This window comes from Paenibacillus sp. MAHUQ-45, assembly GCF_058133325.1.
Genome location: NZ_JBYUPV010000001.1, coordinates 679,900 through 697,782 on the forward strand (window position 1 = coordinate 679,900; position 17,883 = coordinate 697,782).

12 protein-coding genes are annotated in these 17,883 nt (G+C 45.4%); all 12 read left to right on the plus strand.

Annotated elements, in window-relative coordinates:
• The first annotated feature begins 10 nt into the window (after window positions 1-10).
• On the plus strand, window positions 11-1,339 hold the full coding sequence (locus AC3Y23_RS03005; protein WP_379195447.1) for a response regulator transcription factor: 1,329 nt from the start codon (window positions 11-13) through the stop codon (window positions 1,337-1,339).
• A gap of 160 nt (window positions 1,340-1,499) precedes the next feature.
• The gene (locus AC3Y23_RS03010) at window positions 1,500-2,390 is read left to right on the plus strand and encodes a carbohydrate ABC transporter permease (protein ID WP_379195764.1); all 891 of its coding nucleotides are present in this window, start codon (window positions 1,500-1,502) and stop codon (window positions 2,388-2,390) included.
• Between the two features lies 1 nt (window position 2,391).
• Window positions 2,392-3,264, plus strand: coding sequence for a carbohydrate ABC transporter permease (locus AC3Y23_RS03015; protein ID WP_379195449.1), 873 nt, complete (start codon window positions 2,392-2,394; stop codon window positions 3,262-3,264).
• A gap of 143 nt (window positions 3,265-3,407) precedes the next feature.
• Window positions 3,408-4,871, plus strand: a complete 1,464-nt coding sequence (locus AC3Y23_RS03020; protein WP_379195451.1) for an ABC transporter substrate-binding protein — start codon at window positions 3,408-3,410, stop codon at window positions 4,869-4,871.
• A 435-nt stretch (window positions 4,872-5,306) separates the two neighbouring features.
• Window positions 5,307-7,928 carry a bifunctional acetaldehyde-CoA/alcohol dehydrogenase gene (gene adhE, locus AC3Y23_RS03025; protein WP_379195453.1) on the plus strand — a complete coding sequence of 874 codons (2,622 nt, stop codon included), beginning with the start codon at window positions 5,307-5,309 and terminating at the stop codon, window positions 7,926-7,928.
• 256 nt (window positions 7,929-8,184) lie between these two features.
• The gene (pflB, locus tag AC3Y23_RS03030) at window positions 8,185-10,446 is read left to right on the plus strand and encodes a formate C-acetyltransferase (RefSeq protein ID WP_379195455.1); all 2,262 of its coding nucleotides are present in this window, start codon (window positions 8,185-8,187) and stop codon (window positions 10,444-10,446) included.
• Between the two features lie 209 nt (window positions 10,447-10,655).
• Entirely contained in the window at window positions 10,656-11,393 is a 738-nt protein-coding gene (pflA, locus tag AC3Y23_RS03035; protein WP_379195457.1) for a pyruvate formate-lyase-activating protein, read from the plus strand.
• Window positions 11,394-11,783: 390 nt separating this feature from the next.
• Window positions 11,784-13,196, plus strand: a complete 1,413-nt coding sequence (locus AC3Y23_RS03040; protein ID WP_379195459.1) for an extracellular solute-binding protein — start codon at window positions 11,784-11,786, stop codon at window positions 13,194-13,196.
• Window positions 13,197-13,295: 99 nt separating this feature from the next.
• Entirely contained in the window at window positions 13,296-14,180 is an 885-nt protein-coding gene (locus AC3Y23_RS03045) for a carbohydrate ABC transporter permease (RefSeq protein ID WP_379195461.1), read from the plus strand.
• Window positions 14,180-15,007 (plus strand): carbohydrate ABC transporter permease, encoded by an 828-nt coding sequence (locus AC3Y23_RS03050; RefSeq protein WP_379195463.1) that lies wholly within the window; start codon window positions 14,180-14,182, stop codon window positions 15,005-15,007. The genes AC3Y23_RS03045 and AC3Y23_RS03050 overlap by 1 nt, the downstream gene beginning before the upstream one ends.
• Before the next feature lie 25 nt (window positions 15,008-15,032).
• A complete protein-coding gene (locus tag AC3Y23_RS03055; RefSeq protein ID WP_379195465.1) occupies window positions 15,033-16,886 on the plus strand; it encodes a cache domain-containing sensor histidine kinase in 1,854 nt (617 codons plus the stop codon).
• Window positions 16,864-17,655, plus strand: coding sequence for a response regulator transcription factor (locus AC3Y23_RS03060; RefSeq protein WP_379195467.1), 792 nt, complete (start codon window positions 16,864-16,866; stop codon window positions 17,653-17,655). The genes AC3Y23_RS03055 and AC3Y23_RS03060 overlap by 23 nt, the downstream gene beginning before the upstream one ends.
• The last annotated feature ends 228 nt before the right edge of the window (window positions 17,656-17,883 follow it).

A 17,883-nucleotide genomic window follows, 5' to 3' on the forward strand; every position in this document is an offset into this window, starting at 1 on the left:
GATTATGGATATGTTTAATATATTGGTAGTGGATGATGAGCCGTTGATTGTTAAAGGACTGAGCAACCTGCTGTCTTCCTCCGGTCTGGAGATCGATCATATTTATACGGCAAATAGCGGTTTTGAGGCGCTGGATTGCATTCGCATGGAAGATATTGACCTGCTGGTCACGGATATCCAGATGGGTGCCATGAGCGGTATTGAGCTGATGCAGCATGCGAAGCTGGCCAAACCTTGGGTACAGACCATTGTCATCTCAGCTCATGAGACCTTTCAGTATGCACAAATGGCTGTGCGGTTAGGGGCCAAGGATTATTTGATCAAGCCGTTGAACAGCGAGCAGTTTCTGGATTCTGTACGCAATGTGCTGCTGAAGCTGGATAAACCTTCACCGGAGCTGGATACGTTCATGTCCGGTATAAGCGAGAGCTTTCGCTTGGAAGAGACGCAACCGGAGTACAGTCAACTGCTGACTGAATTGCTGGCGAACCCGGATTCGGTGCTGGCTGACCCGCGTGGTCTGCAAAAAATAGATGCCCTTAACCTTCAGGGACCTTTCTTCTCGGTTATCAAGATCAAGCTTCCGTTGTCTGATCCGGGGTCAGAGAAGAAATATTGCGCCAATGATAAGCGCCTCTTAAGTTATGCTGCCCTGAATATTGCTAAGGAATTGATGGACCAGGAGTGGAACTCGATTGCTTTTTACTCTCCAGACGGAGAAATAACGATCATTATCCAGTGGGATGAGAAAAGCTATGAAGAATCTTCATCCGGCCAGATTAATCGACTGGATGTTCTGGGGCGCAGCTTGCATTTTAATATTCATAAATATCTGCACCTGCACGCTGTTATCGGGATCAGCCAGATTTTGAAGGGACTGCCTTTTATGAACGTGTTGAACCGCCAGGCTTCAAAGGCCATTCTCTGGAACAAGGAACATAGCGATCACTATGTGTTCTACTATGGTGATTTTAACTGGAATAATTATGCGGTAGACCCTTCTGCTGAAGAGTTACATACACGAAGCAACCTTATTGTCCAGAAAGCGAAGGAATATATCGACGAGAACTATGCGCTAAAAGGTCTGACTATTCACGAGGTGGCGAAGAAAAATCATGTGAGTCCCAACTATTTGAGCTACCTGTTCAAGAAGAATACGGGCTTCAATCTGTGGGAATATGTAATCAAGCTGCGGATGGAGGAGAGCCGGGAGATGATTCTGAACACGGATCTGCGAAGATATGAAATTGCAGAGCGAGTGGGCTATGAATCACCGGAACATTTTAGCAAAATATTTAAAAAATACTATGGAATTAGCCCCAGTGAATTGAAGAAGTAAGAACACTCATGACTTCGATAGATATACACATGTTCAGTACAAGCCTGATTTTCTACAATTTAAGGTAGGAAGCATTTTGCGAAAAATGCCGAACGAACCAAAGGAATGAGGGAGCTTGATGAACCAAACTGCAGTAGTAAACGAAAACCCGGGGGCACAGATGGAGCGTAAATCATCGACGCCACAACGGAATGGCCGCTGGAAGAAAAACTTCTGGGGCTACATGTTCCTATTACCCGCATTTGTAATTTTCATTCTATTCATGTGGGTTCCTATCTTGAAGGGCTTAGTGTACAGCTTTTATCATGTCGATTTCGTCGCAGGCAATACGTTTGTTGGCTTTGACAACTATGCAAGAGCGCTCACTGATCCCGACGTATTAACGGCTGTAAAGAACACTCTCTATTATATGGCATTATGTTTTGTTCTCGGATTCTGGGTTCCAATTGCCTTCGCGATCGCGATCTCGGAGCTCCGCAGATTTGGCGGCTTTGTGCGGGTAGCAGCTTACTTGCCTTTCGTTGTACCGGGTGTTGTATTGTACGGACTATGGAGATGGCTATATGATCCGGTGGGACCAATCAATGCGTTACTGGGTAGTTTGGGGGTTGACTCGATTTCGTTTTTAACAGACACGAAGTGGTCTATGATTTCACTCGTCTTTATGGAGACCTGGCAGCAATTCGGTTCAGGGATGCTAATCTATCTGGCAGCGGTGCTCAGTATTCCGCGTGACTGGTATGAAGCGGCAGAAATCGACGGTGCCGGTGTATGGGCACGTATCCGCCACATCACACTGCCTTCAATACGTAATCTGATCATCCTGATGCTTATTTTGCAGGTTATCGGCACTTCGCAAGGGTACCAATCACAGATGGCATTGCTTGATGGTGGACCTAACAACGCTACGTTGACCTATGCGCTGCTGATGGTGAAATATGCATTTACAAGACTTGATTATGGAACGGCTACTGCACTAGGCATGCTTATGTTCATTGTCCTGGGCGGTTTGGGCGTCTTACAGTTCAAGCTCAACAAGGAGGACAACTAAGATGAAAAGTGGAGACAGAGGGATATTATCGGAACACGATCTTAAGCAGACCAGTAATAAAATCGGATATGGAATAATGGTCTTGGTTATATGTGCCATGGTGTTCAGTATGCTGTATCCTATACTCATGATGATGTTCAACGGACTCAAGTCCAATACGGAAGTGAATACGTTCCCGCCGCACTTTTTCCCGCAGGAATGGCATTTTGAAAACTTGAAGCAAGCTTTCAAATATATTGATCTGTTTTCTTACCTGAGAAACACGATCTATATCTTTGTAGGTAATATGATAATGACTCTGGTAGTATTGGGAATGGCATCGTTCAGTATCTCCCGGATGAATGTCCCTTATAAGAAAGCGATCTATTTCTTCTTCCTGATGACCCTGTTCATTCCGGCGAGCAGCTACATGGTTCCAAACTTTGTCAACCTGAAGGAATTTGGCTTGCTGAACCAATACGCAGCGTTCTGGCTGCCAGCAGGTGCGAATACATTTTATTTCCTGTTGCTTAAGAACTTCTTTGACGGAATTCACCCAGAAATTTTCGAAGCCGCCCGGATCGACGGTGCTTCGGAGCCAAGAAGTTTCTTCTCCATCGCAGTTCCGCTGTCGGTTCCGATTTTTGCAACACTGGCTATCTTTATCTTCTCCACGGCGTGGAATGACTGGTACTGGCCGTCACTCGTTATGCATAGTGATGACAAGTACACCTTGGCAACGGCGATGTATAAGTATGTTATTAACGTTAAGGCACTCAATACCAATATCAAGTTTGCGATTCTCTTCCTGGTCAGCTTGCCGCCAATTGTCGTATTCTTGATCTTCCAGAAGTTCATTATGCGCGGTGTGGCGTTATCCGCTGTCAAAGGCTGATTTAAATGTCTGATTTAATGTCTGATTTTACTATCGATCGTAAACTTGCACATAAAAGGAATATAAATGCACCTCGTTTGTAAACGATTTCTCTTTTATGATCAATGTGTAAGATAATTATGAAATTGAAAAGGGGAGTTTCAATGCGCAAGTATTCCGCTATGCTACTAAGCCTCCTGATGGCCGGTTCGTTGCTTTCCGCTTGTGGCGGCAACAACAACGGAAATTCAGCCAGCGACAAGGGCGGGGATCCAACCACAGCCCCAACGAATGCCGCAAAAGAGAATTCGAGCGGTACCGATGCAGCTGCTAAGGATGACATTACCCAAAGAAAAATTACAATCAAGATTCACTATCCGACACCTGACCTTACCGAGATCAGAGCTCAGGAAGATGACAAAATCAAGCGTTTCCAAGCTGAATATCCAAACGTTGAAATTCTTAAGGATGACTGGCAGTACAACGTAAATGAAATCGGCATCAAGATGGCTGCCAACGAGGCACCAACGTTCTTCAATACCTTCGCTACAGAAGCCAAGTTCCTGGTTGAAAAGGGCTGGGTAGCCGATATCTCAGATCTTTGGAACAAATATGAACACAAAGATGAAATTAACCCTGTCCTGCAGAATCAGTTCATCATTGATGGCAAAGTGTATGGCGTAACACAAAAAGGTTATGTTACCACTACAATGATCAACAGAAAGCTGCTTGATGACAAAGGCGTGGCTGTTCCTCCACTTGACTGGACTTGGGACGATATGCTGAACACTGCCAAGGGCGTAGCGGATACTAAAAAAGGTATCTCCGGTATTGCTCCAATGGGTAAAGGTAATGAAGCAGGCTGGAACTGGACCAACTTCCTGTTCGAAGCAGGTGGAGAAATCCAAAATATTGACGGCGGCAAGGTTGTGGCTACATTCAACTCCGACGCTGGTGTGAAAGCACTGGACTTCTATAAGAAGCTTAGATGGGAAGCTAATGCTATTCCTCAAGACTGGGCACTTGGCTGGGGCGATGCTGTAGGCGCATTCCAACAAAGCCGTACTGCAATGGTTATGGCTGGTTCTGACGGCGTTATCGAGCAAGCTCTGAACCAAGGTGGTCTGAAACCTGAAGAAGTATTGACGTACCCAATGCCTGCTGCTGAAAAAGGCGGCAAGCACACAGGCGTACTGGGTGGCGATTATCTTGTAATCAACCCGAATGCAACGAAAGACGAGCAAGAAATGGCGTTCCGTTACATCACATTCGATTACTTCTCTGACAAGGGTCTGGATGCACTTGATGCGGTAATCAAGCAACGTCAGGCTGACGGTAAATTCTTCATTCCGCCGCTCCTTGACTACTTCTCCGCTGATTCCGAATTCGGTAAGAAGACTAAAGCTGTCTATGACAAGTACACTAACGTTTATCAATACAATCCAGAAATCATGAACCTGCTGGATGGTAAGCCAGAAGCTCAGTACAATACTCAGGACTACTATGCAACTATGTCCAATGTCATTCAAGAGCTGTTCTCCAAAAAAGGAACAGATTCCAAAGCTCAGCTTGATGCTGCTGCTAAAACAGTCCAAGAGAAATTCTTCGATGGAATCAAAGTACAATAATCAGATGTCAGTGTAATCACTGTAACTGAATAGCACGAACAAAGGGATGTTCCAAAAGCCATGTAGATGGTGAGGAACATCCCTTTTTTGCTGGCAATGAATGAATTTGAAAAGAGTGGTTCCGGAGGAGATAGAGAGGAAAGTGAGTTGTGAACCTTTTGTGATTCGTAGAGTGTTGAATGGAGAGCAGGATGTCTTTTTAGTTCCACATAAATAAGGGGGAAGTTGGATGGAAAGGGTGAAATCAGGTGAATTAAACCATTTTTTAAATAAAATATGGTTATAAATCCTAAATATGATTGAATGAAAGCGCTTTGAAACACGTCAAAAAAACTTTATACTTTGTGAAAGATTTCACTATACAAGACGAAAAGTATGTGATAATATGAACATGTAGAGAAAAACAACTCAAAAATTGACAGGAGGACGAGGGACATGGCAGTTAAAAATGAAGTGCCCGCCCAAGTGAAGCAACCAACAGCTGAGGAATATATTCAGACTCTGGTAGATAAAGCCAAGAAGGCTCAAGAAGCGTACATGAAGCTGGATCAAGAGCAGGTCAACACAATCGTTCATGCAATGGCGTTGGCAGGACTCGACAAGCACATGTATCTGGCGAAACTGGCCGTTGAAGAAACAGGTCGAGGCGTCTACGAAGACAAAATCACGAAGAACATTTTCGCAACAGAATATATCTGGCACGGAATTAAATATGATAAGACCGTAGGGGTCATCGAAGACAACTCCTACGAAAGTTTCCAAAAGATCGCCGAACCGGTCGGGATCGTTATGGGTATCACACCGGTAACCAATCCAACATCCACCACGATGTTTAAAGCTCTGATCGCCGCTAAGACACGTAACCCTATTATATTTGGTTTTCATCCATCTGCGCAAGAGTGTAGTGCAGCATCCGCCAAAATTCTACATGACGCAGCAGTAAAAGCTGGCGCACCTGAGAACTGTATCCAATGGATCGAAATGCCAACGATGGACAAAACAAACGCATTGATGAATAACCCTGACGTTGCACTGATTCTGGCAACAGGCGGATCGGCCATGGTTAAAGCGGCTTATAGCTGTGGTAAACCGGCTCTGGGCGTAGGTCCTGGTAACGTACCTGCCTTTATCGAGAAGAGTGCTAACATCGACCAAGCGGTAACTGACATAATCCTTTCGAAAACATTCGATAACGGTATGATCTGTGCATCCGAACAAGCGGTTATTATTGAAGAAGCTATTTTTGACCAAGTGAAGAAGAAAATGATTGCGAACGGATGTTACTTCGTTAACAAAGAAGAAGCTGCTAAGCTGACTTCCGGTGCAATGAACGTTGAAAAATGTGCAGTGAACCCGGCAATTGTTGGTCAATCTGCAACGAAGATCGCGGAAATGTGCGGTATTCAAGTGCCAGCAGGCACCAAAATCCTGGTAGCTGAACTTGAAGGCGTAGGAACAAAATTCCCATTGTCTGCAGAGAAGCTGAGTCCGGTACTGGCTTGCTATAAAGTTAAGAATGCTGATCAAGGTATCGAACGTGCTGCCGAGATCGTTGAGTTCGGAGGCATGGGCCACAGCTCGGCTATCCACTCGAACAATGAAGAAGTGATCATGAAGTTCTCGAACCGTCTGCAAACCGGACGTATTCTGGTGAACTCGCCATCGACACACGGTGCCATCGGCGATATTTACAACACTAATATCCCTTCGCTGACACTGGGCTGTGGATCTTACGGACGCAACTCGGTATCGCAAAACGTGACTGCCATCAATCTGATCAACGTGAAAAGGGTGAATCGTCGTACCGTGAATATGCAATGGTTTAAAGTACCCGACAAGATCTATTTCGAAAAAGGTGCAACACAATACCTTGCCAAAATGCCTGATATTACACGCGTTGCGATTATCACAGACCCTATGATGGTGAAACTGGGTTACGTGGAAAGAGTTGAGCACTATCTGCGTCAACGTCAAACACCAGTAGCTATCGAAGTGTTCTCGGAAGTAGAACCAGATCCTTCGACCACTACAGTGGAAAAAGGTACGGCTATGATGAACAGATTCCAACCGGACTGCATCATTGCTCTCGGCGGCGGTTCCCCTATGGACGCAGCTAAAGGTATGTGGTTGTTCTACGAACACCCAGACGCTGACTTTAACGGTCTGAAACAAAAATTCATGGATATCCGCAAACGGGTCTACAAGTTCCCTAAACTGGGTAACAAAGCTAAATTCGTTGCCATCCCAACGACTTCGGGTACTGGTTCGGAAGTTACTTCTTTCGCGGTTATCACTGACAAAACAACTGAAAAACACACCAAATATCCTTTGGCTGACTATGAACTCACACCTGATGTAGCTATCATTGATCCAGAGTTCGTATATAGCTTGCCAAAAACTGCTGTTGCTGACACAGGTATGGACGTGTTGACACATGCGATTGAAGCCTATGTATCGGTTATGGCTAGTGATTACTCCGATGGTCTTGCCATCAAAGCGATCCAGCTCGTATTCCAATACCTGGAGAAATCGGCACTGGAAGCTGATCCGCTGGCTCGTGAGAAAATGCATAATGCTTCCACGCTTGCTGGTATGGCTTTCGCCAACGCATTCCTGGGCATCAACCACAGTTTGGCGCACAAATGGGGCGGTCAATATCACACGGCTCATGGTCGCACTAATGCGATTCTTATGCCACACGTTATCCGCTACAATGCCAAGAAACCAACGAAGTTTGCTTCGTTCCCTAAATATTCGCACTTCGTTGCTGACGAGCGTTATGCCGAGATCGCCCGTATTCTGGGACTGCCAGCTCGTACCACCGAAGAAGGGGTTACCAGCTTGATCAATGCGATCCGCGACATGAACAAGAAGCTGGGTATTGAGGAGTCGTTCCAACAGCTGGGCTTTGATCCTAAGGATTTCGAATCGCGTGTAGATTATCTGGCTGACCGTGCATTTGAAGACCAATGTACAACTGCTAATCCGAAAATGCCACTTGTCAGCGAGCTTGCAGACGTATACCGCAATGCTTTCTACGGCAAATTTGATAACTAATACCACGGTTTTGAGCTAAGGATTTCGTTCTTTGAGAAACTGGATGCTAGTGACAAATATCACCGAAAAGGTGATATTTGTCACAGTCCTTTTTCAGAAAATAAACTAAAATATTCATATAAACAAACAACGATCCCGGTTATAAAATCACTATTGTGAATTTTATAACAACCATATTAAGGGGTCGCGAGACACGGGATTAACCTTCAAGCCCGCGATCTCTACAATACTATAAATATAGATGGAGGGATTTAGCATGTCGGTGATTGAAAAAGATGTACAAGAAGTGAAGTCGGGTTGGCACGGTTTTACAAAAGGTAAATGGTCCAGAAAAGTTAACGTGAATGACTTTATTGAGAAGAACATTACCCCTTACCTGGGCAAGGAAGATTTCCTCGCCGGAGCTACTGAGAATACCAAGGAACTGTGGAAAATTGTCTCTGAAATGACCAAACGGGAAATTGCCAATGGCGGTGTGCTTGATGTAGATGTGAACACTGTATCTACAATCGTTTCGCACAATCCTGGTTACATTGACAAAGACAAGGAGCAAATTGTCGGCGTTCAGACTGACGCGCCTTTCAAACGTTCCATTCAACCGTTCGGCGGTATTAAAATGATGATCGATGCCTGTAACGCATACGGATTTGAACTTCCGCAAGGCATTGTCGACATGTTCACGAACATTCGCAAAACGCATAACCAAGGCGTATTTGATGCATATACAGATGATATGAGAGCAGCGCGTAGAGCGGGTATCATTACCGGTCTTCCTGATGCTTACGGCCGTGGCCGGATCATTGGTGACTACCGCCGCGTAGCGCTTTACGGAATTGATTTCCTTGTCAATGAAAAGAAACAAGACCTCAAAAATCTTGAAGTAGATGCCATGAGCGAATCCGTAATTCGTCTTCGTGAAGAAATTTCCGAACAGATCCGCGCACTGGGCGAACTGAAGAAAATGGCGGCTATGCACGGCTTTGATATCTCCAAGCCAGCTAACACTGCCAAAGAAGCCTTCCAATGGGTATACTTCGGTTACCTGGCAGCAATCAAAGAACAGAACGGTGCGGCAATGTCCCTTGGACGCGTATCCTCATTCCTTGATATCTATGTTGAGCGTGATATCGCAGAAGGCATTTTGACCGAAGAACAAGCACAAGAGTTAACAGACCATTTCGTAATGAAATTGCGTATTGTTAAATTCCTGCGCACACCTGATTATAATGAACTGTTCAGTGGTGACCCAACTTGGGTTACAGAATCCATTGGTGGTATGTCCGTAGACGGCACAACTCGTGTTACCAAGAACAGCTTCCGTTTCTTGCACACCCTGTACAACTTGGGACCTGCACCGGAACCAAACTTGACTGTACTGTGGTCCGAGCAATTGCCTGAAGGCTTCAAAAAGTATTGTGCCAAGGTATCCATCGAGACCAGCTCCATTCAATATGAGAATGACGATTTGATGCGTCCAATCTATGGCGATGACTACGGTATCGCATGTTGCGTATCTGCAATGCGTATCGGTAAACAAATGCAATTCTTTGGCGCACGTGCCAACTTAGCAAAAGCATTGTTGTATGCTATCAATGGTGGTGTGGACGAAAAATCCGGCGTGCAAGTTGGACCTGAGCTTCCGCGCATCACTTCCGAAGTTCTCGATTATGAAGAAGTAATGAAACGTTTCAAACCAATGATGGAGTGGTTGGCTAAGCTGTATATGAACACGCTGAATGTCATTCACTACATGCACGATAAATATTCCTACGAACGTATTGAAATGGCTTTGCATGACCGCGATATTCTGCGGACTATGGCTTGTGGTATCGCCGGTTTGTCTGTTGCAGCTGACTCCCTGAGCGCTATCAAACATGCGAAGGTTAGACCAGTACGTAACGAACAAGGCATTGCCGTTGATTTTGAAATCGAAGGTGAATTCCCTTGCTACGGTAACAATGATGATTCCGTAGACAGCATTGCTGTAGAACTGGTTGAATCCTTCATGACTATGATTCGCAAACACAATGCTTACCGTGATGCTCTGCCAACACAATCCGTACTGACCATCACTTCCAACGTGGTGTATGGTAAGAAGACAGGTACTACACCTGACGGACGTAAAAAAGGCGAGCCATTCGCACCAGGTGCTAACCCAATGCACGGCCGTGATAAGAAGGGCGCCCTGGCATCCCTGAGCTCTGTTGCCAAACTGCCTTACGAAGATAGCCTTGACGGAATCTCCAACACCTTCTCCATCGTGCCTAAGGCATTGGGTAAGGAAGAAGAAGGCCGTAAATCTAACCTGGTATCCATGCTGGATGGATACTTCGGCAGCAAGGGTCACCACTTGAACGTCAACGTGTTCGCCCGCGAGCAGTTGATGGATGCTATGGAACATCCAGAGAACTACCCACAATTGACCATTCGCGTATCCGGCTATGCCGTTAACTTCATCAAGCTGACTCGCGAACAACAATTGGATGTAATCAACCGTACGTTCCATGGTTCGATGTAAGTCGTTCGATAACTGAAATGCTTTGGCTATATCATTAAGATACTCGCAAGGAGATGCCGCCCTTGTCACAAGGGCGGTAAAATCTTGTTTTAAATTGGTTAAAATTTTAAATTTCGGGACCGCGATTTAAGGGGACAACAGTCTTTAAGGACAGGGACCTTCTTCGGAAGGAGAGGCTGTGGTCAGTCGTGGAGAAAGGATGACTCCTAATGATTAAAGGTCGCATACACTCCTTAGAAACCTTTGGAACCGTTGACGGGCCTGGTATTCGCTTTGTTTTGTTCATGCAAGGCTGTCTGCTGAAATGCCAATATTGTCATAATCCAGATACATGGGCATTGGATGAGGGTAAGGAAATGAGCCTGGAAGAGGTTCTGGCGGAGATCGAGCCTTACTTGAACTATTACCGTACGTCCGGAGGTGGCTTGACCGTATCCGGCGGAGAGCCGACGCTGCAGGCGCATTTCGTCAAGCAACTGTTCACGGAAGTGAAGAAACGCTGGAATCTGCACACTACACTGGATTCCAACGGCTACAATGAAGGTGACAAGATTAATGATCTGCTGGATGTGACAGATCTCGTGATGCTGGATCTCAAGCATATCGATGACGAAGCCCACATCAAGCTGACAGGCAAATCCAATGAACGGACACTGAAGCTTGCACGCTGGCTGTCAGATCACAATCGCAAAATGTGGATCCGGCACGTCTATGTTCCTGGCATTCATGACCGGGAAGAAGACTTGCTAAATCTTGGTCGCTTTATTGGCAGTCTGAATGGGGTAGAGAAGTTCGAGATCCTGCCGTATCACCAGATGGGCGTATACAAATGGGAGATGTTAGGCAAGGCCTATGAGCTTGAGGGTGTTCCCAGCCCAACTGAAGAGGAAATAGAGCGGGCTTACCGACTGGTTGAAGAAGGTCGCAAACAGGTCGAACTGGTATAATATCTACTCATAAGAACATAAGAAGCCGTCCCAGAATAGCTGCTGCTAAAGGGGCGGCTTCTGTTATGATATAAGAATAATCCGCTTACAAATTCTACGTAAAAGAGTCGTTCTTCCTAGTTTGTGTTAAAATACATAACATATATTTGATTTAACATCTTAATAAGCAGTGTTTTCCCTTATTTTCAGACGATATTTTGACTTTGTAATTAGCTTTTACAATTAATAATGTAATATATTCTAACGTTAAAAGTTAAAAAATAACAATGATTTCGCTTACATTAGACAATTTTATCCCTATTGTAGATGAATCTTAACCTTACGCTAATAATCACCTTTTTTTATAATAGAAACTGTAAACGAAATCATTAAATAGGGAGGGTCACAAAAATGAAAAAAAGTATGACTTTGCTATTGTCCCTGATTTTCGTAAGCTCTGCGCTACTGGCAGGTTGTGGAGGGAATAATAACAACACTAGCACTACGAATGGTGAAGGCAACAAAACTGGAACCAACACGGTGGAGGCTACGAACGCTCCAGCTACGGAAGAACCGGTAAGCGCGGAACCGTTCGAAATGACGATTCGTCATACACAAGTAGGGGCAGATAAACAAAAACGCTTGGCTATTTTGGAGGATGTAGTTAAGAAAGTAGAAGGGGAAGTTCCTGGTTTAACCTTTAAGCTGGACGGCGTTGAATCAGACGTTAACCGTAAAGAAAAACTTCGTGGTGAAATGGCAGCAGGCAATCCACCGCAGGTATTCGATCTGTTCGGTAGCCCTGACTCCAAGATTTATGCGAAAGAAAACAAGCTTCTTGATCTGACACCTATTCTGGAAGAACTGGGTATCAAAGATAAGTTCTCCAACCTTGATCCGTTTACTTATGAAGGTAAGATCTACGGATTGCCAATCGGCGGTTCCGGGGAAGGATTCTTCTATAACAAAGAGTACTACAACAGCAAAGGTTGGAAGGCTCCTACGACTTTTGCCGAGCTGGAACAACAACTGGCAGATATCAAGGCTGACGGCAAAGTGCCATTGGCTGCTGCTTCCAAAGCAGGCTGGGTACCGTTGATGTTGGCTAACCACCTGTGGTCGCGCTATGCTGGACCGGAAGTCACTGCTAAGTTCGCTACTGGCGAAGCTAAATGGACAGATCCGCAAGTCGTTGCCGGCTTTGCCAAGTACAAAGATTGGGAAGACAAAGGTTACTTCAAAAAAGGCGAGCTAGGCTTCGAGTACGCTGAATATACAACACAATTCACGAGCGGTGAAGCCATCCTGTTGTATGACGGAACATGGAAATCTTCCGTATTTAAACCAGGTCAATCTGGTGAAGGTCTGATCGGCAAGGTTGGATTCTTCAATATTCCACCAGTTGAAGGCGGCGTGGGTGACCAAACATCCCTGATGCGCGATGTGAACAATGGTTACGGCTTCTCTGCTGCGGTAGCTAATGACCCTCGTCAATTGGCTGCAGTGAAATCTTTCATCAAGAACCTGTTTAATGAAGAAATGCAGCTTCGCGGACTTGTAGAAGATGGTGTGCTGCCTGCAATGAAGATTGACCAGAACGTATTGAATCAAAATATTACAGATGATCTGATGAGCGAGATCGTGGCTGTACTGAACAACTCCCAATCCTCATTCCCAGCTTTTGACTCTCTTGTGCAAGCGGATGTAACCACTGAGATCAGCAACATTCAAATTCAAAAGCTGATCGGCGGACAGACCACACCTGAGAAGATGGGCGAAGCACTGCAAAAGGTTCAGGAAGAAGCCAACGCAGCAGTGGAATAAGAAGCAGGAACTGAATGTACCCTGGCGCTTGTTCCAGGGTACATTTTTTAAAATACTTCCTTAAATCGTTCCCTGATGTCTAAGCAATTGGAGGTAGCCATGAATAAAGCATTGAGAAGCCCTGTGGTCTTTACGTTGTTTGTTATTCCTGCGTTAATTCTGTTCCTGATGTTCTTCATTTATCCCATTTTCAGTTCCATCTACTACAGCTTCACCAGTTGGAATGGTGTATCATCGACAGTTAAATTCACTGGTTTTAGTAATTATTCGAAAGCTTTCGGAGATCCAAGGTTCTGGATTTCGGTGAAAAACAATGGATGGTTCATCCTGTTCTCTGTGTTTATCCAAGTTCCCTTGATCGTGATCTTCTCTCTTCTAATCGCAAATGTGAAGAAGCTGAAGGGTCTCTATAAGACAGCGGTTTTTATGCCATCGATTATGTCGACGGCTGTTATCGGAATCCTGTGGGGCTTTATCTACGAGCCTAACATCGGACTCTTTAACAAACTGCTGAGTTTGGTCGGAATTAACCCGGTATACTGGTTGTCGGATGAGCGGTTCGCGATGCTGTCCATCCTGATCACCAATGCGTGGCAGTGGACCGGATTTTATATTGTCATGGTGCTGGCAGCTATTCTGTCCATTCCAGGCGAACTGGATGAAGCTGCGGCAATCGATGGTGCAACCCGTTTTCAGCGGGCGACCCGAATTACGCTTCCTTTAATCGTTCCTATTATTTCAGTAGTCATCATGCTGTCCATCGCGGGTGCGATGAAGGCTGCGGACATCGTTATCGTAATGACGAAGGGCGGACCGGCTGGTTCGACTGAAGTAATGGCGACGTACATGATTAAATATGCAATTACCAACTTCAAATATGGGTACGGCAATGCCATCGCAGTCCTGATCTTTGCATTCACGCTGGTGGTCACGGTATTGTATCAGGTGCTTATTGCCCGGCGTACAGAAAGGGTGGAATACTGATGCGCACCCTGAAAAAGAGTCTACCCCATGTGATCCTGTTGGGTTATCTATTAGTCATCCTGTTTCCTTTCCTGTTCGTACTGTTCTCGTCCGTGAAGAAGGATAACAACGCGATTGCCCTTAATCCTTTTGGTATCCCGAAAGAATTTGTCTTCAATAACTATGTTGAGGCATGGGTTAATGCGAAAATAAGTACCTATTTCTTCAACAGCTTGTACATTTCGGTCTTATCTTCAGTTGTATCTATCTTGCTGGCTTCCATGTTCGCGTTTGCGATCACACGCATGCGCCAGGGTAAATGGAATACGATATTGTTCTCTCTCGTTCTTGTAGGGATGTTGATTCCGAACAATGCATTGATGCTACCGATTTACAACATTGTACGTAAACTTGGTATCTTAAACACACACTGGGCGCTGATCATCCCATATATTGCGAATGCGATACCATTTACGATCATTATTTTAGCTGCATTTATGCGCTCTCTGCCTTCAGAAATTGAGGAAGCGGCGGTTGTGGATGGCTTGAAGGCACCGGGAATCTTTGCTAGAATTATAGTACCGCTTACAGTTCCTGCAATGGTTACAGTATTCATCGTGAATTTCCTGGGAAATTGGAATGAATTCTTGCTGGCCAACTACTTCCTCTCCAATGATGAACTGCGCACACTCCCAGTGGGCATGGTCCAATTCCGAGATCAGTATCAAATGAACTATGCACAGATGTCGGCGGGGATTGTCTACAGCGTATTGCCAGTGGTTATTATCTATGCGATTCTGCAGGAGAAAATCATTGAAGGCGTTACTGCGGGCAGTGTGAAGGGATAATTTCTTAAGGTCAGGAGCATAGCCGATGAATTTGCGCTACAAATTATTTACGGCATTTGTGGGCCTGATCATCATTCCATTATTTATTCTAGGCATGATCATGTTCTTCGTGACTTATAATTCGATTGAGACCAAATATAGCCAGCAGTCGGAATATTCCCTGAAGGCGATCAGCTATAGTATCTCCAATGTCTTCAAAGACATGGATAATGTAACAGACAACGGAATTGCCACCTCAGTGTTTCATATGGCGCTAAGTGCCGACGATCCTTCCAAACAGGATCTGACGGATGCTGAGCAGCTCAGCTTGAATGCCAGCCAGCGCAGCTTCCGGAGTCTGTTATACAACCATCCTTCGATCAGTTATGCTTTTCTTTACAATTTTAATGGAAAAGGCAGCTCACAGATTGTATCGGTATTTAATAAGGAAAATTTCCGCACGCTGCCGTATGATAAATTCAAACAGAGCGATCTGTACAAGGAAGTCATGACGCTCAATGGTGTACCCAAATGGCTGGCTCCTCACGAATACCCGGAATTGACAGGCGTTGAACCTGTCTTTACACAAATCCGGCTTGTGAAGGAGCTAAGCTATTTTCAGAACATCGGCATATTAGTGGTACAGGTCAAGAATTGGGAATTCCAATCGATTTTTCGTAACTTGAAGATTGGCGACAGCAATCAGAAGGTATCCTTTATGCTGGTTAATGATGATGGTATGATCCTGTTCGATCCTGACAACAAGCTGGACGGACAAAATATCGATTCGTTCACAACGAAAGAGATCGATTTCAAGTCTGGATTTCAGAGCGTGAAGACTGAATTTGCTGGAGAGAAAAGCATTCTATCTGTGTATCACCTGAAGGATTACCCTTGGAGTCTGGTATCCGTGACCTCCTGGGACACGCTATCTCGTGAAGTAACAGTATTTGCACGCTGGTTTGTGTTCGTCGTCTTTATCTGTTTTTTGGCGGCCGTGTTCTTTAACCTATTCTTTATGAACAGGATTACGGGTGCCATTGCGGTCATTGTCCGCTTCATGCGCCGTGTAGAAGATGGAGATCTGACTACTCGTGTTGAGGAAAAAGGAAACGATGAGTTGACTCTGCTGGCAAAAGGTTTTAACGATCTTATGAATAAGATCAATGGTCTGTTCACCCGGGTTCAGGTCGAGCAGCGCCGCAAGAATCAGGCTGAGATGCGTGTTTTGCAGGCACAGATTAAGCCTCATTTTCTGTTCAACACACTGGAGTCGATCAATGTGCTGGCCGTGCAGAATGAAGGGCGCAAAGTAAGTGAAATGGTCTACAGGCTGGCGAGTATTTTGCGGATTAGCATTCAGGGCAGGGACGAGATTACCGTTGAGGAAGAGATAAAGCATCTTCGCAATTATTTGGATATCCAGAAGTTCCGGTTTGAGGATCTATTCGACTATGAGATCGACATTCCTGATGAGCTGATGAGCTGCGGGATTCTGAAGCTTACGCTCCAGCCGCTTGTGGAGAACAGCATTCAACACGGCTTTGAGGGGATTGATTATACAGGCAAGTTGATCATTCAGGGCTGGGAAGAGCGGGGGAATCTGGTCCTGAGAATCTCAGACAACGGGATTGGTATGACGCCGGCTCAGTTATCGTTGTTTCAGTACATGGTGAACGAGAATGCGGAGCAAGAAGCTGAGGACAAACCGGAGAATCGGATGAATCATGAGCGGCGAGGACTTGGCGTCCGCAGTGTAGCCGACCGTATCCGTATTGAATACGGAGATTTGTACGGTGTCTTTATCTGCTCCAGCCCCGGACAGGGAACGATCATACAATGCGTCATACCTAAATACGAGCAGGGGGAAGATCATTATGCTAAAAGTATTATTGGTTGACGATGAAGCGCCGATTCTCAACAATTTGAACCGTGTGCTGCCCTGGGAGGACATGGGTATGACTGTGGCGGGCATGGCCCGGAGCGGCAGGGATGCCTTGCGTATTGCTGAGGAGGAACATCCTGATCTTGTACTGTGCGATATCCGCATGCCGGTTATGGATGGCCTGACATTCGTGGGCAAGCTGCGTGAACTTGGCAATGAGTGTGAGGTGCTGCTGCTCACGGGATACCAGGAGTTTGATTATGCTCGTGAAGCGATCCGGCTCGGGGTGAGGGAGTATATCTGCAAGCCGATACATTATGAGGAGCTAGGCAATAAGGTACGTGAGATTGGGGCCCATATTCGCAGCAGGAAGTACAAAGATAAATTGTTTAATAGTCTTCCTTTGTTCCAGGAAGTGCCGGATAACGCAAGCGAGAACTCGAAAAAATCCTCCGATCAGCTCATGAACATGGCGGTTCAGTACATTACTGAAAAGTTGAGTTCTGACATTGGCATTGAAGAGGTGGCCGGCAAGCTTGGCATTAGCAGCAGCTACTTCTGCTTGCTGTTCAAGAACCGCTTCTCGATGACGTTTGTCGAATATGTAACGCAGCAACGGGTCGATGCCGCTAAGTTCATGCTGGCCCACAGCGAGAAAAGCATTGCGGTGATTGGTTCGGGTGTCGGCTATCAAGAACGGCGTTATTTCACCAAAGTATTCCAGAAGCAGACGGGGATGACGCCCAAGGAGTATCGAGAGGCTTGGAAGCAGAGTGCCGAGTAAGCATTTGGTATGCTTTCCAAGTAATTAAAACCCTATAAAAAATGAGTAATGACATACTATGAACACCTCAATGGATCATGGTTTTTGATTCAGAGAGGTGTTTTTCCGTGTTTATGGAAGATGTAGTTAATCTTTTCTTTACATTTCTGAAACTTTTTAAGACCTACTGCGTCTAATACTATGTTTTGTTAAAAAGGTACGCAGCAAACTTAACCGTCGTCCGTATGG